Raw genomic sequence first — 18,436 nt, 5'->3', positions numbered from 1 at the left:
AGACTAGGTGAAGAAGTTATTACATCGTTTTGGTATTAGCTGTTTGTTAGCTGCGGGACTGGTTGGTTGCGCAGCTCACTCGCCTGCACCCGTCTCAAGCATAAGTAAAGATTACTCAACGGTAGAGCGCGGTAGTTATCGAGGTAGCTACTATGAAGTAAAGAAAGGCGATACCCTTTATTTTATAGCTTACGTCACAGACAAGGATGTAAAAGATCTGGTTCGTTACAATGAACTTGCTGCTCCTTACACGATCTTCCCGGGCCAGAAGTTAAAACTTTGGGCTCCGAAATATAATTCACCTAAATTTGGTCATAAAGTGGAACCCGTTGTTCCACCTGTGGTTGTAGCGACCCCAAGCCCAACCGTGACAAAAACAACACCAGCTAAGACATCAAATTCAAGTAAAAGCTCTAGTCAGAAGCCAACGAAAGTTACACAAAAACAACCTCCAAAGAAGGTTGAACAATCGAAATCAAAAGAGTATGTTGGTTCAAAAGGTAACCAAAATGTTAAGAAGCCAGCGCCTACAACTACAGCAAAAAATGACAAAGTGTCTAAGTGGTTGTGGCCTACAAAAGGGAGAGTAGTTAAGAATTTTTCAGCGGGCGAACAAGGAAATAAAGGCATCGACATCGCAGGACAGCGTGGTCAGCCTATCGTTTCAACCGCAACCGGCACAGTTGTGTATTCTGGTAATGCGCTAAGAGGTTATGGCAACTTAATAATAGTTAAACATAACGAAAATTATTTAAGTGCATACGCTCACAACGATAGATTGCTGGTTTCAGAAGGACAAAGTGTTAAAGCTGGACAAAAAATCGCGACGATGGGTAGTTCGGGTTCGAAATCGGTCAGACTTCACTTTGAAATTCGTTATCAAGGTAAGTCCGTTAATCCAAAACGGTATTTGCCTTAAAACTTTGAATAACAACTTGCGACATCATTTAGCGACATATTGAGTTGTCATGTCTTGCTAACTCGCCAGGGGGAGGCGTTATGAGTATCAGCAACACAGTAACCAAAGTTGAAGAGTTTGATTATGACGATGCAGCAGTAGGCCGCATTAATAACGAACTTGTAAAATCACCATCCAAAAAAGAGAAGAGCTCGCAAAGAGAGGAATTCGATGCGAGTAATAAGAGCTTAGATGCAACACAGCTTTATCTAGGTGAAATTGGCTTCTCACCTCTACTCACAGCAGAAGAAGAAGTACTTTATGCTCGACGTGCATTGCGTGGCGATGAAGCTGCTCGTAAACGTATGATCGAAAGTAACTTGCGTCTGGTAGTGAAGATCTCTCGCCGCTACAGCAATCGTGGTCTTGCACTTCTTGATCTCATCGAAGAAGGCAACCTAGGTTTGATCCGTGCGGTAGAGAAATTTGATCCAGAAAGAGGCTTCCGTTTCTCAACTTACGCAACGTGGTGGATCCGCCAAACGATCGAGCGTGCGTTGATGAACCAAACTCGTACCATCCGTCTGCCAATTCATGTGGTTAAAGAGCTGAACATTTATCTGCGTACCGCGCGTGAACTTTCTCAGAAGCTCGATCATGAACCAACAGCAGAAGAGATTGCTGCACAGCTAGATATCCCGGTAGAAGACGTAAGCAAAATGCTTCGCCTTAACGAGCGTATTAGTTCTGTTGATACACCAATTGGTGGTGACGGCGAGAAAGCGCTGCTGGATATTATTCCTGATGCCAACAATTCAGATCCTGAAGTTTCCACTCAGGACGACGACATTAAATCTTCATTGATCCATTGGTTAGAAGAGCTGAATCCAAAACAGAAAGAAGTGCTTGCACGTCGGTTTGGTCTGCTTGGCTATGAGCCATCAACACTTGAAGAAGTGGGACGTGAGATTGGTCTAACACGCGAACGTGTTCGTCAGATCCAAGTGGAAGGCTTACGTCGACTACGTGAGATCTTGATTAAACAAGGTCTGAACATGGAAAACTTGTTCAACGTAGAAGATGATTAGGTAGAAGCGCTGTAGAGGCGAGTTCAGAACAAACAAAAGGCTATGGGTGACCATAGCCTTTTTGCGTTTTACTGGATAAGTTTAGGAACTAGAGCATCTTCTTCAAGCGGTAAAGCTCTTCCAGTGCCTGGCGAGGCGTTAGATCGTCAGGATCAATATTCGACAATGCTTGTTCAACATCACTTGGTTCTGGGATCAAGCTGAGTTGGTTTGCCACATCGACCGTACTAGGGCGAGGCGAATCATTGCCTTGACCTAATTGTTCAAGTTGCGACAGCTTGTTACGCGCATTCTTAATCACTGGCTTTGGAACACCAGCTAAACCAGCAACTGCTAGACCATAAGACTTGCTTGCCGCGCCTTCTTGAACTGCGTGCATAAAGGCGATGCTGTCACCGTGTTCTACCGCATCAAGGTGAACGTTGGCTAGGTTTGGCAGTAGGTTTGGTAGCTCAGTCAATTCGAAGTAGTGAGTCGCGAAAAGTGTCATTGCCCCAATCTGAGTTGCAAGCCATTCAGCACTTGCCCATGCCAAAGAAAGACCATCGTAAGTACTGGTACCGCGACCGATCTCATCCATTAGTACCAAGCTGTTCTTAGTTGCGTTGTGAAGAATGTTGGCTGTTTCGGTCATTTCAACCATGAAAGTTGAACGGCCAGAGGCCAAATCATCAGACGCACCGATACGAGTAAAGATACGATCCAAAGAGCCAATATGAGCCGATTCTGCAGGTACGTATGAACCAATGTGAGCCATCAAAGCAATCAATGCAGTTTGGCGCATATAGGTCGATTTACCACCCATGTTTGGACCAGTAATGATCAGCATTTTACGGTTTGAACTTAGCTCAATAGGGTTGGCAATAAACGGCTCGCTGGTTACTTGCTCTACGACAGGGTGACGACCGGCTTGAATGCTGATGCCCGCTTCTTTATCCAAAGTTGGGCGACAGTAATCAAGTGAATCTGCACGCTCGGCTAGGTTTTGTAGTACGTCTAACTGAGAAATTGCCGAAGCAAGGTTTTGCATCTTCTCAAGGTTTGGCATTAACAAATCAAACAGCCCTTCCCACAGCTTTTTCTCTACTGCTAGCGCTTTTGACTTAGAGTTCAGAACCTTGTCTTCGTGCTCTTTCAACTCAGGAATGATGTAGCGTTCTGCATTTTTCAGCGTTTGGCGACGCACATAGTGTGGTGGAACCAAGTGGCTTTGACCACGACTTACCTGAATGAAGAAACCGTGTACAGCGTTGTAGCCAACTTTTAGGGTGTCGATACCATGACGTTCGCGTTCGTCAGCTTCGAGTTTTTCTAGATACTCGGTTGCGCCATCTGCGAGTTTACGCCATTCATCAAGCTCAGCGTTGTAGCCCTCTGCAATCACGCCACCTTCGCGAATAACCACTGGTGGATTTTCTTTGATTGCGCGCTCGAGTAAATCACATACCTCATCCATTGGTGCAGCAAACTGAGCCAGCTTTTTAAGGTATGGGTGAGCCAGAGAAGAAGTGACGGTTTCCAACTCTGGCAGTTGCTGCATTGCATGACGTAGACGAGCCATATCGCGCGGACGTGCCGAGCGAAGCGCCAAGCGAGCGAGGATACGTTCAATATCACCAATCTGTTTGAAGATTGGTTGAATGTCGGTGAACAAGCTCTGATCTTTGATCTCACCAATCGCATCAAGACGGTTGTTAAGAGTATCGACACAGCGCATTGGTTGATGCAACCAACGTTTTAGCATACGGCTGCCCATTGGAGTCGCACAGTGATCGAGTATTTCGGCTAACGTATTATCAGTTCCACCAGATAGGTTTTGCGTCAGCTCTAAGTTACGACGTGTTGCCGCATCAAGAATGACGGAGTGATCTTGGCGATCAAAGGTCAGTGAGCGAATGTGCGGTAGGGCAGTACGCTGAGTATCTTTTACGTATTGGATCAAACAACCCGCAGCACACAGACCGAGTGATGCGTGCTCAACACCAAAGCCTACCAAGTCGCGCGTACCAAATTGTTGGTTCAACTGTTGTTTAGCGGTATCTAGCTCGAACTCCCAGACCGGGCGACGACGGTTACCGTTACGGTTCGACATCAAATGTACGGGTTCAAAATCTTCTGGGAAGAGTAACTCACGAGGTGCGGTACGTTGCAGCTCAGCGGCCATCGCTTCTTCGGTTTCCGGCTCGACTAGTTGGAAGCGACCCGAAGTTACATCCAATGTCGCGTAACCGAATTTACCGTTGTGATGGTAAATCGATGCAATCAGGTTATCGATACGCTCAGACAGCAGCGCTTCATCAGTCACAGTTCCTGGCGTAACAATGCGTACTACTTTACGCTCAACCGGGCCTTTACTTGTCGCTGGATCGCCAATCTGCTCACAGATCGCGACAGACTCACCAAGCTGAACAAGTTTAGCTAGATAACCTTCTACCGCATGGAATGGAACACCAGCCATCGGGATAGGTTCACCTGCCGATGCACCACGTTTGGTCAACGAAATATCAAGCAATTGAGATGCGCGTTTAGCATCGTCGTAGAAGAGTTCGTAGAAGTCGCCCATGCGGTAAAACAGCAAGATTTCTGGGTTCTCAGCCTTTAGCTTGAGATATTGCTGCATCATCGGAGTGTGTTTTTGTTCAGCTTTCACAGGTAAGTACTTTTGTTTATTTCCGTAGCGGCTTAGGATACGTGAATCCCTATCAAGTAAAAAGAGACAAAGGGCATTTTTGGCTATGGAAAGAGCAACAAAATTGAGTGCCGATCTCGGCGCATTATTGGCTAAGCATGGACATGTTTTAACCACCGCAGAATCATGCACGGGTGGCGGTTTTGCAACCGCTATTACCGACATTGCTGGTAGTTCAGCTTGGCTTGATCGCGCGTTCGTTACTTACAGTAATGAAGCTAAAATGGAGATGCTTGGCGTACAGGCTTCAACGTTAGAAGCGCACGGTGCAGTGAGTGAGCCTGTTGTGATTGAAATGGTGCAGGGCGCAATTAAAAACTCCAACGCAACCATCGGCGTATCCATCAGTGGTATCGCTGGTCCGGGAGGTGGGAGTGAAGAGAAACCTGTCGGAACGGTCTGCTTTGCTTTTGCTGATAATCAAAATTGGCAGCAAGTCGAAACCATGCATTTCACTGGTGACCGTGCAGAAGTTCGCAAAAAAGCGGTCGAGCATGCACTGACTCAATTGCATCAACATCTGATTTAGAATTTGTGAAATTGTCTTAGCCCAGCGTTGATAAGGGCTAGAGCAAATCACAGCTTTAGGTCAGCCAAATTTTTTTCATACAGGTATGGACACTGTATGAATCAACAGTATAATAACTTTCATTGCTGAGCAGTTCTTCTGCTTAAGAAAAATGAATTACTATTCGTCGCCCAAAGAAGATGAATAAATCGGAGAAAGTAATGGACGAGAACAAACAGAAAGCGCTCGCCGCTGCGCTAGGTCAAATTGAAAAGCAATTCGGTAAAGGCTCTATCATGCGCCTTGGTGATAACCGCGCAATGGACGTAGAAACCATCTCAACGGGTTCTCTTTCTCTTGATATCGCTTTGGGTGCTGGTGGTCTACCAATGGGTCGTATCGTAGAAATCTACGGTCCAGAATCTTCAGGTAAAACAACACTAACTCTTGAGCTTATCGCAGCTGCACAACGTGAAGGTAAAACTTGTGCGTTTATCGATGCAGAGCACGCTCTAGATCCTGTATACGCGAAGAAACTTGGCGTTGATATCGATGCACTGTTGGTTTCTCAGCCAGACACAGGTGAGCAAGCGCTAGAGATCTGTGACGCACTTGCACGTTCTGGTGCTATCGACGTTATGGTTGTCGACTCAGTTGCGGCTCTAACACCAAAAGCAGAAATCGAAGGCGAGATGGGCGACAGCCATATGGGTCTTCAAGCACGTATGCTTTCTCAAGCGATGCGTAAGCTAACGGGTAACCTAAAGCAATCTAACTGTATGTGTATCTTCATCAACCAAATCCGTATGAAGATTGGTGTAATGTTTGGTAACCCAGAAACAACAACGGGTGGTAACGCACTTAAGTTCTACGCTTCTGTTCGCCTAGATATTCGTCGTACTGGCGCAATCAAAGAAGGTGACGAAGTAGTAGGTAACGAAACGCGCATCAAAGTTGTTAAGAACAAGATTGCTGCACCGTTTAAAGAAGCAAACACGCAAATCATGTACGGCCAAGGTTTCAACCGTGAAGGTGAACTGATTGACCTAGGCGTGAAGCACAAGCTAGTTGAAAAAGCGGGTGCATGGTACAGCTACCAAGGCGACAAGATTGGCCAAGGTAAAGCAAACGCTTGTAACTACCTACGCGAAAACCCAGAAATCGGTAAGACTATCGATACTAAACTGCGTGAAATGCTACTTTCACCAGCATTACCTGAAGCACCAGAAGCCGGTGAAAAATCAGAGCAAGAAGAAGAGTTTTAATCTTCTGATTGAATCATGTTGAACAAAGCCCTGCTATGCGGGGCTTTGTTGTATCTGCTGAAATCAAAACCGAAAACACAAGGGCAGGCTCATATCAATTAGGGTAGGTCAGCGTTCAGAACTAGCGCCTATGTAAGCTAGAGTGAGTGGTTATTTACTACGATTGTTATAGAGCCTGTACAGCAAAAATAGTTTTAGGAACACTATGTACCAAAAGCGTCAAGCGCCGACCCTATCCAGCAAAGAAGCGGCTATTCAATTATTGAGCCGTCGAGACCATGGGCAATACGAGCTATACCAAAAGCTGGCTCTAAAAGGTTATGAAGAGGCAGAGATAGAAGCGGCAATCAATTTTTGTCTCGACCATAACTATTTGGATGACCTGCGTTATGCCAAAAGCCAAGTGCGCCAGCATGTTTACAAAGGTCACGGTGAGCGCCGCATTCGTCAAGAATTGAACCAAAAGCGTGTCGCAGAATCCATCATTGATATGGCGATGGCAGAAGAGCCACAAGACTGGTTTGAACTGGCAAGAATGGCTGCTGAGAAGAAATTCAAAGGAATTAAAGCCAAAGACCAGAAAGAGTACGCTAAACAGGTGCGATTTCTGCAATATCGTGGCTACAGTTTTGACCAAATCAGCTACGCGCTGAGCTTCGAGGACGAAGATTCATAGTGAATGGCTCACGTTGATTTTTGTTTTACCTTAAATTTTTTCTTCTACCCCCTCTTTTCCGCAAGAAAACTAGTCGTAGCTGATTGCATGATCTACAATACGGCAAAATTCTAACTCGACTATTTTCAGGAAGAGCTGCATGTACATGAGCACTGATGAGGTTCGTAACGCGTTCCTCAAGTTCTTTGAGAGCAAAGGACACCAAATCGTAGAAAGTTCATCGTTAGTTCCACATAACGACCCAACCCTGCTGTTCACAAACGCGGGTATGAACCAATTTAAAGATTGTTTCTTAGGCTTAGAAAAACGAGCCTACACTCGAGCGACTACGGCTCAACGTTGTGTACGTGCTGGTGGTAAACACAACGACCTGGAAAACGTTGGCTTTACAGCTCGTCACCACACTTTCTTTGAAATGCTAGGCAACTTCAGCTTTGGCGATTACTTCAAAGAAGACGCGATTGCTTTCGCATGGGAATTTCTAACTGAAACTCTTAAGCTGCCAGCAGACCGTCTACTAGTAACGGTTTACGAGACAGATGACGAAGCATTCGATATCTGGAACAAAAAAGTAGGCGTTCCAGCAGACCGCATTATCCGCATCGGCGACAAGAAAGGTGGTAAACCATACGAGTCAGATAACTTCTGGCAAATGGGTGACACTGGCCCTTGTGGTCCATGTACTGAAATTTTCTACGATCACGGTGAGCACATCTGGGGTGGCCGTCCTGGCACGCCTGAAGAAGATGGTGACCGTTTCATCGAGATCTGGAACAACGTATTCATGCAGTTCAACCGTCACGCAGACGGCACTATGGAACCGCTACCAAAACCATCGGTAGATACAGGTATGGGTATCGAGCGTATCTCTGCAATCATGCAAGGCGTTCACTCAAACTACGAAATCGATGTATTCCAAGCTCTAATCAAAGCAGCCGCTGAAGTGATCGGTTACGAAGACCTATCGAACCAATCGCTACGCGTTATCGCCGACCACATCCGTTCATGTTCATTCCTGATCGTTGATGGCGTAATGCCTTCAAACGAAGGTCGTGGTTACGTGCTACGTCGTATTATCCGTCGTGCAGTTCGTCACGGTAACAAGCTAGGCGCACAAGGTGCATTCTTCCACAAGTTGGTTGGTGTACTAGCAGACATCATGGGTACGGCTGGTGAAGAGCTAAAGCGTCAACAAGCTGTGGTTGAAAAAGTATTGCGTATCGAAGAAGAAAACTTCGGTCGTACACTTGAGCGTGGTATGGCGATCCTAAACGAAGCGCTAGATAACCTAGACGGTAAAGTGCTAGACGGCGAAACCGTATTCAAACTTTACGACACTTACGGCTTCCCAGCTGACTTAACTAACGACGTTGCACGTGAGCGTGAGTTCGCTATCGACGAAGAAGGTTTCGAGAAAGCGATGGAAGAGCAGCGTCAACGTGCACGTGAAGCAGGTAACTTCGGTACTGATTACAACGCAGCAATCAAAGTGGATACTCAAACAGAATTCTGTGGTTACACAGGCACTAAAGGCTCTAGCTCAGTTGCTGCGATGTTTGTTGAGGGTAACGAAGTAGATTCATTATCTGCAGGCGACAAAGCAATCATCGTACTTGGTGAGACACCATTCTACGCTGAGTCAGGCGGTCAATGTGGTGACGCTGGTGAAATCCGCACTGAGTCTGGTGTATTCCGTGTTGAAGACACTCAGAAACTAGGCAACGCAATCGCACACCACGGTGTAATGGCCGAAGGCGTTCTAGCGAAAGGTGACGAAGTAGCAACTATCGTTGACGCCGAGCGTCGTGCAGCTATCTCTCTAAACCACTCAGCGACGCACTTGCTGCATGCTGCGCTACGCCAACTTCTTGGTGAGCACGTAACGCAGAAAGGTTCACTAGTGAAACCAGATAGCCTACGTTTCGACTTTTCTCACCTAGAAGCGGTAACGGCTGCAGAGCTGAAAGAAGTTGAGCGTCTAGTGAACGCGCAAATTCGCCGTAACCACAAGGTTGAAACCAACGTGATGGACATTGAGTCTGCGAAGAAGAAAGGCGCAATGGCATTGTTTGGTGAGAAGTACGATGACGAAGTACGCGTGCTGTCTATGGGCGATTTCTCGACAGAGCTTTGTGGTGGTATCCACGCTTCAAGCACTGGTGACATCGGTCTATTCAAGATCACATCTGAAGGTGGTATCGCAGCAGGTATCCGCCGTATCGAAGCGGTAACGGGTGAAGGTGCGCTAGACGCAATCGAAGCTCAAGCGGCTAAGTATGAAGAGAAACTGGCAGAATCAGCACAGAAAGCGAAATCTCTAGAGAAAGAAATCCAAAAACTGAAAGACAAGATGGCAGCAGCAGAAAGCGCGAACATCATGGGTAAAGTACAGGATATCAACGGTACTAAAGTACTGATTGCAGCTCTAGAAGGCGCAGATAACAAGAACCTACGTACTATGGTTGATGACATCAAAAACCAAGTAGGTAGCGGCGTTATCCTTCTTGCAAACGTGAACGATGACAAGATCGGTCTGATTGCAGGTGTAACCAAAGACCTTATCGGCAAAGTGAAAGCTGGTGACCTAGTGAAGATGGTTGCTGAGCAAGTTGGCGGTAAAGGCGGTGGTCGCCCAGATATGGCTCAAGCAGGTGGTACCGATGTTGCGGCACTACCTGCGGCGATTCAGTCTGTACAGCCTTGGCTAGAAGAACGCCTATAATTATTTAAAATACAATTTACGCTCAATCAATGTTCTTTGATTGGGCGTAATTTTTTTATGGTAACCAAGTGGTTTAATTGACCGTATTTTAACCAGGTCATTTACGCTGCTTGGTTTTTGTTGTAACTACCGCTTATATAATTTTCAACTAGTAGAATATGAGTGGTCCGAATGAGACTTTGGTCTTGGGAAGGTGAAGACTGGTGAAAAAGCCCCTTATCGTGCAAAAGTTTGGCGGAACCTCAGTGGGTTCAATTGAAAGAATCCACCAAGTAGCTGAACACATCATTAAGGCGAAAAATGATGGTAATCAAGTTGTCGTTGTTGTGTCTGCGATGTCAGGCGAAACAAACCGACTAATGGATCTCGCTAAGCAAGTAGATAGCGTTCCAACGGCTCGAGAACTTGATGTTTTGCTCTCTGCTGGTGAGCAAGTGTCAATGGCATTATTGGCAATGACTCTCAATAAATTGGGTTATGCTGCTCGCTCACTTACCGGAGCACAAGCGAACATTGTGACGGATAATCAACACAATGACGCGACGATTAAACACATTGATACTTCTACGATTATGGATTTACTTCAACAAGATCAAATCGTTATCGTGGCAGGATTCCAAGGTGTGAATGAAAATGGGGATATCACCACATTAGGTCGAGGTGGCTCAGATACGAGCGCAGTGACATTAGCTGGCGCATTAAGCGCTGATGAGTGTCAAATCTTTACCGACGTTGATGGTATTTATACTTGTGATCCACGTGTAGTAAAAAACGCTCAAAAAATGGCGGTGATTGATTTCCCTTCGATGGAAGCAATGGCCAGCCGTGGAGCGAAAGTGTTGCATCTCCCTTCTGTGCAGTTTGCATGGAAGAATAATGTGCCACTGCGTGTGCTTTCGACATTTGATGTGAACGAAGGCAGTTTGGTAAAAGGAGAGTCAGGCTTAAAAGCCGTCTCTGGTATAGCCATTCAACGTGACCTTGCCATGATTGAAGTCGATAACGAACATTTGTCTAGCATTACAAAGCAATGTCAGATGTTAGGTATAGACATTTGGAATGTGATCGAGGAAGCAGAACGAACAGGTATCATGATAAAACAAGATGCATGTGCCAAGTTGGATCTGGTGTTCCGCGATAAAATCCGTAATAGTGAACTTGTAAGCCTGTTGACCGCTGTGGGGCTAGAAGCCAATGGAATGGTTGACCATGCCTGTGAATTGTTGGCACAGCAAGATATTACGACCAACTTCTGCTCAACGAATGCACTCACTATGATGCTAGTCTTACCACCTGAATGTGTGGATGCAGCAGCAAATATTCTTCATGATGCTTACGTTACATCTAGTGAAGCATTGAACATTCAGCAAAAACATGCCTTTTTGGGCTAATTTTCGGTAACAAGGTAGTTTACGAAAATATAACTTTTGTTGGATAATAGCTTTGTAGCAAGAAAATTTAGAGATTACTCAAGGAGCAAAGAATGCTAATTTTGACTCGCCGCGTAGGCGAAACACTTATGATTGGTGATGAAGTAACTGTAACTGTACTAGGTGTTAAAGGTAACCAAGTACGTATCGGCGTTAACGCTCCGAAAGAGGTTTCTGTTCACCGTGAAGAAATCTACATGCGCATTCAAGCTGAAAAAGGCAATGGCAACGTTGCTTCAGGTAACTACTAAGCCGCTCCTGTTTACAGAGCTTAGTTTGAATGAAAAAGGCTAGCCGATAGGCTAGCCTTTTTAGTTTCTAATAAATGTCATTTTTTAAGAGAAGACTCTCTTTTTTTCATCATAATAGGGTGGTAAAGTTTGTTTAATAATCACTTTGATTAAATCCGCATCGGTTAAGCGATTTTTGCGTTTTTTTTCAAAGAAAGTGTTTGACATATTTTCGGTAAAACGTAATATGTGCCTCCGCAAGACGGTGAGGTGGCCGAGAGGCTGAAGGCGCTCCCCTGCTAAGGGAGTATACGGTTTATCCCGTATCGAGGGTTCGAATCCCTCCTTCACCGCCATTCTTGCAACGTTGATTTATCAACAAAAAGTGCGTCCTTAGCTCAGCTGGATAGAGTACCTGGCTACGAACCAGGCGGTCGGAGGTTCGAATCCTCCAGGACGCGCCATATCTCTTTTGAGATATAACAATGAAAACGGTGAGGTGGCCGAGAGGCTGAAGGCGCTCCCCTGCTAAGGGAGTATACGGTTTATCCCGTATCGAGGGTTCGAATCCCTCCTTCACCGCCATTCATTGACTGGCCCGATGGCCTTTTTTTTGTTTCGTAAGAAACTAGTGTGATTTGCTTCACAACTTCTTAGCAAGAAGAACTGCGCGTCCTTAGCTCAGCTGGATAGAGTACCTGGCTACGAACCAGGCGGTCGGAGGTTCGAATCCTCCAGGACGCGCCACTATTTAATAATTCGTTTGATAAACGGGTTATACAAAGTAAAATAAAGATTATTGCGCGTCCTTAGCTCAGCTGGATAGAGTACCTGGCTACGAACCAGGCGGTCGGAGGTTCGAATCCTCCAGGACGCGCCACTCTTTAGGGTTTCTTTGTGAACTCCTGATATTGGTAATACCGATATCGAAAACTGTGCGTCCTTAGCTCAGCTGGATAGAGTACCTGGCTACGAACCAGGCGGTCGGAGGTTCGAATCCTCCAGGACGCGCCACTCTTTAGAGTTTCTTTGTGAACTCCTGATATTGGTAACACCGATATCGAAAACTGCGCGTCCTTAGCTCAGCTGGATAGAGTACCTGGCTACGAACCAGGCGGTCGGAGGTTCGAATCCTCCAGGACGCGCCACTCTTTAGGGTTTCTTTGTGAACTCCTGATATTGGTAATACCGATATCGAAAACTGCGCGTCCTTAGCTCAGCTGGATAGAGTACCTGGCTACGAACCAGGCGGTCGGAGGTTCGAATCCTCCAGGACGCGCCACTCTTTAGGGTTTCCTTAGTGAACTCCTGATATTGGTAATACCGATATCGAAAACTGCGCGTCCTTAGCTCAGCTGGATAGAGTACCTGGCTACGAACCAGGCGGTCGGAGGTTCGAATCCTCCAGGACGCGCCACTCTTTAGGGTTTCTTTGTGAACTCCTGATATTGGTAATACCGATATCGAAAACCGTGCGTCCTTAGCTCAGCTGGATAGAGTACCTGGCTACGAACCAGGCGGTCGGAGGTTCGAATCCTCCAGGACGCGCCACTCTTTAAAAAAGCCTCGCTTAATGCGAGGCTTTTTTGTATCTGGTGTTTGGTTATGAAATGGCGCGTCCTTCGCTTATTCACAGCCATCTCTAGCGCCAAATCCTATCTTCAGTTTATGATTTTTGTCTCATTGAGCCTCTATATTGTTTCGCTTAAATAGTCACCTTGAAGCTTCTACTTAAGCGATCTTCAGCTTGGCGAGCATGCAAAGGCAGATAAACCTAACCAAACATTGATGAAAATACTTATGTTTCGTTATTGTTAATGCAGTGTTTTTGATGTGTTAACTTGAGCTATCTTTCTGTTTTTATTTTACTTTCTTCCTTAAGACTCTTTTCATTTTTAAATCCTAATCGCAGTTTTTACAAACACTTTAATTTAGTGTGGTTATATGTTGAGCGATCCCACAAGCGAAGTGAATTTTCGTGCAATTTGTGATCTGAGTAGTGAATAAATAATCAATATTAGAGATTATTTAAAAGCTTCCTTAAACAAAATTGACAAAATTTAACCAATCGAGATAATCCATTGGTCGGGATTTGACGCTATTACAGTCCTGCGCATTGTCAGGATGACAAAGAAAGGAAGCAACATGACGAATATAGGAAGCCTGCTAGTAGATGCGGCCACCCTGATGTTAACAGGGATGGCGGTCGTATTTATTTTCCTCACCATTCTAGTTTATCTCGTTCGGCTGATGTCCAAATTGGTACCAGAAGAAGTACCAGCGCCGATCGCAGCACCGAAAACAAATACTAACGTTCAATCAACCTCTTCAGCTGTTAGTCCACACGTAGTGGCAGCGATTTCGGCAGCGATTCACAAACATCGCGCCTCTGTCGCGAAGTAGCCGAAAATAGGATTAAAAAGGAGTTTAAGAGCATGTCTAAACCACTAGCTATCACTGATGTGGTCCTTCGTGACGCCCATCAATCCCTGTTTGCTACGCGTATGCGTATCGAAGATATGCTGCCTATCGCAGCTGAGTTAGATAAGGTTGGTTACTGGTCATTAGAGACCTGGGGTGGCGCAACGTTTGACTCGTGTATCCGCTTTTTGGGAGAAGACCCATGGGAGCGCTTACGCGAACTAAAAAAAGCGATGCCAAATACACCAATGCAAATGTTACTACGTGGTCAAAACCTTTTAGGATACCGCCATTACGCTGACGATGTAGTAGAGAAGTTTGTTGAACGTGCTCACGCCAATGGTATGGATGTGTTCCGTATTTTTGATGCAATGAACGATGTTCGAAATTTCCAAAAAGCAGTAAAAGCTACGGTGGATGTTGGTGCTCATGCGCAAGGAACCTTGTCTTACACCACCAGTCCGGTACATAACGCGGATACTTGGGTCGATCTTGCTAAACGTCTTGAAGACTTAGGTTGTCACTCTCTATGTATCAAGGATATGTCTGGCTTACTTAAGCCGTACGAAGCAGAAGAGCTGATCACGCGCATCAAAGCGTCTTGTGACGTGCCTTTAGCGCTTCACTGCCATGCAACTACGGGTCTTTCTACGGCGACTGCTGTGAAAGCTGTAGAAGCGGGTATCGATATCCTTGATACTGCGATCTCTTCAATGAGCTGCACATACGGCCACACGCCAACTGAGACTGTGGTTGCGATGCTGCAAGGTACAGAGCGTGATACTAATCTTAAACTGGACCAAATTGAGCCTATTGCCGCTTACTTCCGTGAAGTACGTAAGAAATACGCTAAGTGGGAAGGTCAGCTAAAAGGCGTGGATTCGCGCATCCTGATCGCTCAGGTTCCTGGAGGCATGCTGACGAATATGGAAGGTCAGCTAAAAGAGCAAGGCGCTGCGGATCGTATTGATGAAGTACTGGAAGAGATCCCTCGTGTACGTGAAGACCTTGGCTTCATTCCGTTGGTGACACCGACGTCTCAGATTGTTGGTACTCAAGCGGTGATCAACGTGCTGACAGGTGAGCGCTATAAGAGCATCACCAAAGAAACCGCTGGTGTTCTAAAAGGTGAATACGGCTCTGCGCCTGCGCCAGTGAATGCTGAGCTTCAAGCAAAAGTGCTTGATGGCAAAGAAGCGATCACCTGTCGTCCTGCAGACTTGCTTGAGTCAGAAATGGAAACCCTAACTGTTGATTTGATGGAGAAAGCGCAGTCTGAAGGTATTAAGCTAGCGAGTGAGCGTGTTGATGACGTACTGACTTACGCGTTATTCCCTCAAGTTGGTCTGAAGTTCCTGAAAAACCGCGGTAACCCAGACGCGTTTGAGCCGGCACCAACGTTAGAAGCGGCGAAACCTGCCGCTGCACCTGTAGTACAAGCATCAGCTGGTGGTGTTGAAACCTACAGCGTGCGAGTTGATGGGCAAGTTTATGAGGTCGAAGTTGGTCCTCAGGGGCAATTAACATCGGTAACGCCAAGTGGGGTAGCCGCACCTGTTCAACCTGCAGCGCCAAGCGCTCCTGTTAACAGTGCCGCTGAAGCGGTTCCTGCACCTCTTGCAGGTAACATCTTTAAAGTTAACGTTCAACCTGGCGCTGAAGTCGCTGAAGGTGATGTTCTTTTGATCCTAGAAGCGATGAAGATGGAAACCGAAGTTCGTGCAGCGCGTGGCGGTATTGTGCAAGAGCTTAACGTGAAAGAAGGTGATGCCGTTACCGTTGGTTCACCACTGCTGAGTTTGACGTAAGGGAGCATCATGGACGGATTGATGACCTTATGGTCAGAAACAGGGATCGCTAACTTTGAGTTCGGCCAAATCTGTATGATGTTGGTTGGTTGTACCTTGCTGTTTTTGGCGATCAAAAAAGGCTTTGAGCCCTTACTGTTATTACCAATTGGTTTTGGTGCCATCTTGGCAAACATTCCAAATGCTGGCTTTACTGAGCCAGGCGGTTTGCTGTACTACGTTTACTACATTGGGATCGAATCGGGCGTGTTCCCGCTGCTGATCTTCATGGGCGTAGGTGCGATGACCGATTTTGGTGCTTTGATTGCGAACCCGAAAACCTTGTGGTTAGGCGCTGCTGCGCAGTTTGGTATTTTCGCGACGTTATTTGGTGCGATATTGCTTAACTATGTTCCGGGTATGGAGTTCTCCATGGCGGATGCATCGTCTATCGCGATCATCGGTGGTGCGGATGGGCCAACTGCTATCTTCTTGGCGAGTAAGCTCTCTCCGGATTTACTTGGTGCGATTGCAGTTGCCGCATACAGTTACATGGCATTGGTTCCAATTATCCAGCCACCAATCATGAAAGCTCTAACCACCAAAGAAGAACGTCAAATCAAGATGGCTCAACTTCGTCATGTTGGTAAGTGGGAGAAAGTACTCTTCCCACTTGCGGTATTACTGATGACGATTCTGTTCCTACCTTCGGCGACACCTCTGGTTGGTATGTTCTGTTTGGGTAACTTGATGCGTGAAGCTGGTGTGGTGGATCGCTTGTCGAAAACTGCTCAAAACGAACTGATCAACATTGTGACCATCTTCTTAGGTCTTGGTGTTGGTTCCAAGCTACAAGCTGAGCAGTTCTTGAATCTAGAAACGCTAGGTATTTTAGGGCTCGGTGCAGTGGCATTCAGCATCGGTACTGGTGCAGGTGTTCTAATGGCGAAGCTCCTAAACAAATTCTCGAAAGAGGACATCAACCCACTTATTGGCGCAGCAGGTGTTTCTGCTGTACCAATGGCGGCGCGTGTTGTGAATAAGGTTGGTTTAGAAGCGAATCCACAAAACTTCCTATTGATGCACGCAATGGGACCAAATGTAGCCGGTGTCCTTGGTTCAGCAGTGGCGGCGGGTATCTTGCTCGCGCTCGTGGGCTAGGTAGGTCTTTAAATAACGTGGTTGATAATCTGTGACAGAGAATTATCAACCAATTTACAAATTGGCGATTAACTTCGGCAAACAAAATGGTTTATAGTCAAAGGGATGCTTTTTGCATCCCTTTTTGTTTTCTCTCAGGGAATGGGTTATGGAACACGAACAGATAGTTATTACCGAATTCGGCGACGCAGAAGTCCTTGCGACTCAAACCACATCCACACCAACTCCTCAGGCGGGTGAAGTTCTCGTTAAAGTGGCCTATTCTGGTGTCAATCCTATTGATGTCAAAACACGCGCAGGGCTTGGCTGGGCGGCCGCTCAGAACAAAGATAACTTACCTTGGGTACCTGGCTATGATATCTCTGGCAAAGTGGTGTCATGCGGAGAAGGGGCGTCACGCTTTACTGAAGGGGATGAGGTCGCTGGGTTTATTGGTTTTCCAGTCCGCGGTGGCGGTTATAGCCAATACGTTTGTGTTCCTGAGTCTGAACTTAGCCATGTGCCAAATACGGTTACGTTGGAAGCAGCAGCCGTGCTCCCGTTGGCTGGACAAACTGCCGCTCAAGCGCTGAGTAAGGCAAATGTCACTGAAGGTGATCGCGTGCTGATTTTAGCGGGGGCAGGTGGCGTTGGGCATCTAGCGGTACAAATTGCAGTGGCGACGAAGGCGGAAGTGTTTACTACATGTAGTGGACGAAATTTAGACTACCTCGCTACACTCGGCGCACATGCAGTGAACTATCAATTTGCCCCAGTGTCAGAACGTGTTGAAGATGTCGATGTTTTGATTGATCTCGTCGGTGGCGATGCAGCCTTGGATGCCCTCAAATGCCTGACGGATAATGCTCGAGTGATCACCGTTCCTACTATTACTGCAGAGTTGATTTGTGAAAAAGCCAAGCTACTAGGTTTCGAAGCGAGTGGTATGTTGGTGAAACCCGATCGCGAGCAACTTGATACCTTGCTCTACATGGTTGGGGTTGGGTTGTTGAAAACCGAAGTACAACACGTCTATCCGATGAATGAGGTTGTTGAAGCTCACAAACAAGTTGAGTCGGGAAGGACTCGAGGCAAGATCTTGCTTGATATGACATGTTAGAGGCATTTAATGCTGCCTTTGAAAACTTAGCATTATGGTTTTCTGACTCCGCATTATGGGTGCTATTCATGACGGGGTTTCTCAGTGCTACCTTATTACCGGGTGGCTCTGAAGCTGGATTGATTGCGACCTTATCGTTAAACCAGTACTCAGTTTCTTCCATCATTATTGTTGCTACCATTGGTAATACCCTTGGCGGTCTCACCAACTATTGGTTGGGGTTGTGGATTCCAAATAAAACCCAAGATGAGAAACACGGTCATACCGCATTGAAGTGGTTATCCAAATATGGGTATTGGGGATTGTTTTTCAGCTGGTTGCCAGTGATTGGTGATCCGCTATGTTTAGCGGCAGGATGGTTAAGGATGAAATTTCTGCCTTGCTTAGTTCTTATATTTTTAGGCAAAGCCGCAAGGTACAGCTTGTTGGCCGCCATCTATCTCGGTTTATTTTAAGGAAAGC

General features: G+C 46.3%; 14 protein-coding genes and 10 tRNA genes. 23 read left to right on the top strand and 1 reads right to left on the bottom strand.

Translation table 11 applies throughout. From position 1 onward, the window contains the following. Positions 1 to 7 precede the first annotated feature (7 nt). Both nlpD and rpoS read left to right on the top strand, forming a co-directional pair. On the top strand, positions 8 to 919 hold the full coding sequence (gene nlpD / locus KIV41_RS11085; protein ID WP_252041158.1) for a murein hydrolase activator NlpD: 912 nt from the start codon (positions 8 to 10) through the stop codon (positions 917 to 919). Positions 920 to 999: 80 nt separating this feature from the next. Then, positions 1,000 to 1,986, top strand: coding sequence for an RNA polymerase sigma factor RpoS (rpoS, locus tag KIV41_RS11080; protein WP_010450244.1), 987 nt, complete (start codon positions 1,000 to 1,002; stop codon positions 1,984 to 1,986). A gap of 88 nt (positions 1,987 to 2,074) precedes the next feature. On the opposite strand, the gene mutS is transcribed toward rpoS, so the two are convergent. Then, positions 2,075 to 4,636, bottom strand: coding sequence for a DNA mismatch repair protein MutS (gene mutS / locus KIV41_RS11075; protein ID WP_285336385.1), 2,562 nt, complete (start codon positions 4,634 to 4,636; stop codon positions 2,075 to 2,077). Positions 4,637 to 4,721: 85 nt separating this feature from the next. On the opposite strand from mutS, the gene pncC reads away from it, so the two are divergent. The 21 genes from pncC (at position 4,722) to KIV41_RS10970 (ending at position 18,429) form a co-directional block, all read left to right on the top strand. Beyond that, positions 4,722 to 5,204, top strand: coding sequence for a nicotinamide-nucleotide amidase (pncC, locus tag KIV41_RS11070; RefSeq protein ID WP_252041155.1), 483 nt, complete (start codon positions 4,722 to 4,724; stop codon positions 5,202 to 5,204). Between the two features lie 200 nt (positions 5,205 to 5,404). Beyond that, entirely contained in the window at positions 5,405 to 6,448 is a 1,044-nt protein-coding gene (gene recA, locus KIV41_RS11065) for a recombinase RecA (RefSeq protein ID WP_010450238.1), read from the top strand. A gap of 205 nt (positions 6,449 to 6,653) precedes the next feature. After that, on the top strand, positions 6,654 to 7,124 hold the full coding sequence (gene recX / locus KIV41_RS11060) for a recombination regulator RecX (RefSeq protein ID WP_010450236.1): 471 nt from the start codon (positions 6,654 to 6,656) through the stop codon (positions 7,122 to 7,124). Between the two features lie 139 nt (positions 7,125 to 7,263). Continuing rightward, a complete protein-coding gene (gene alaS, locus KIV41_RS11055; RefSeq protein ID WP_045392066.1) occupies positions 7,264 to 9,846 on the top strand; it encodes an alanine--tRNA ligase in 2,583 nt (860 codons plus the stop codon). Between the two features lie 203 nt (positions 9,847 to 10,049). Then, complete coding sequence (locus KIV41_RS11050; RefSeq protein ID WP_010450234.1) at positions 10,050 to 11,237, top strand: aspartate kinase; 1,188 nt, start codon at positions 10,050 to 10,052, stop codon at positions 11,235 to 11,237. A gap of 92 nt (positions 11,238 to 11,329) precedes the next feature. Then, positions 11,330 to 11,527: a carbon storage regulator CsrA gene (gene csrA, locus KIV41_RS11045; RefSeq protein WP_004415691.1), complete on the top strand. Its 198-nt coding sequence runs from the start codon at positions 11,330 to 11,332 to the stop codon at positions 11,525 to 11,527. Between the two features lie 243 nt (positions 11,528 to 11,770). Continuing rightward, positions 11,771 to 11,862: transfer RNA gene (locus KIV41_RS11040), tRNA-Ser, on the top strand. A 31-nt stretch (positions 11,863 to 11,893) separates the two neighbouring features. Then, positions 11,894 to 11,970 (top strand) — tRNA-Arg (locus tag KIV41_RS11035). 29 nt (positions 11,971 to 11,999) lie between these two features. Further along, positions 12,000 to 12,091 (top strand) — tRNA-Ser (locus KIV41_RS11030). Between the two features lie 85 nt (positions 12,092 to 12,176). Next, positions 12,177 to 12,253 (top strand) — tRNA-Arg (locus KIV41_RS11025). 56 nt (positions 12,254 to 12,309) lie between these two features. Next, positions 12,310 to 12,386 (top strand) — tRNA-Arg (locus tag KIV41_RS11020). Between the two features lie 57 nt (positions 12,387 to 12,443). Further along, positions 12,444 to 12,520, top strand: a tRNA-Arg gene (locus tag KIV41_RS11015). 57 nt (positions 12,521 to 12,577) lie between these two features. Continuing rightward, positions 12,578 to 12,654 (top strand) — tRNA-Arg (locus KIV41_RS11010). A gap of 57 nt (positions 12,655 to 12,711) precedes the next feature. Then, positions 12,712 to 12,788 (top strand) — tRNA-Arg (locus KIV41_RS11005). A gap of 58 nt (positions 12,789 to 12,846) precedes the next feature. Further along, a tRNA-Arg gene (locus KIV41_RS11000) sits at positions 12,847 to 12,923 on the top strand. 57 nt (positions 12,924 to 12,980) lie between these two features. Continuing rightward, a tRNA-Arg gene (locus tag KIV41_RS10995) sits at positions 12,981 to 13,057 on the top strand. 594 nt (positions 13,058 to 13,651) lie between these two features. Continuing rightward, a complete protein-coding gene (locus tag KIV41_RS10990) occupies positions 13,652 to 13,909 on the top strand; it encodes an oxaloacetate decarboxylase subunit gamma (protein WP_010450226.1) in 258 nt (85 codons plus the stop codon). Between the two features lie 32 nt (positions 13,910 to 13,941). Continuing rightward, positions 13,942 to 15,735 (top strand): sodium-extruding oxaloacetate decarboxylase subunit alpha, encoded by a 1,794-nt coding sequence (gene oadA / locus KIV41_RS10985; protein WP_285336382.1) that lies wholly within the window; start codon positions 13,942 to 13,944, stop codon positions 15,733 to 15,735. A 9-nt stretch (positions 15,736 to 15,744) separates the two neighbouring features. Continuing rightward, positions 15,745 to 16,875: a sodium ion-translocating decarboxylase subunit beta gene (locus tag KIV41_RS10980; protein WP_010450222.1), complete on the top strand. Its 1,131-nt coding sequence runs from the start codon at positions 15,745 to 15,747 to the stop codon at positions 16,873 to 16,875. A 148-nt stretch (positions 16,876 to 17,023) separates the two neighbouring features. Beyond that, positions 17,024 to 17,974 carry an NADP-dependent oxidoreductase gene (locus KIV41_RS10975; RefSeq protein WP_071235299.1) on the top strand — a complete coding sequence of 317 codons (951 nt, stop codon included), beginning with the start codon at positions 17,024 to 17,026 and terminating at the stop codon, positions 17,972 to 17,974. Further along, complete coding sequence (locus KIV41_RS10970; protein WP_010450219.1) at positions 17,968 to 18,429, top strand: YqaA family protein; 462 nt, start codon at positions 17,968 to 17,970, stop codon at positions 18,427 to 18,429. Before KIV41_RS10975 ends, KIV41_RS10970 begins: the two co-directional genes overlap by 7 nt. Positions 18,430 to 18,436: the final 7 nt, after the last annotated feature.

It is taken from the genome of Vibrio sp. D401a (assembly GCF_030248515.1).
GTDB classification, from domain to species: Bacteria; Pseudomonadota; Gammaproteobacteria; order Enterobacterales; family Vibrionaceae; genus Vibrio; species Vibrio rotiferianus.
Note: the sequence above shows the minus strand (reverse complement) of the source record. Positions and strands in the feature narration are given on the sequence as shown.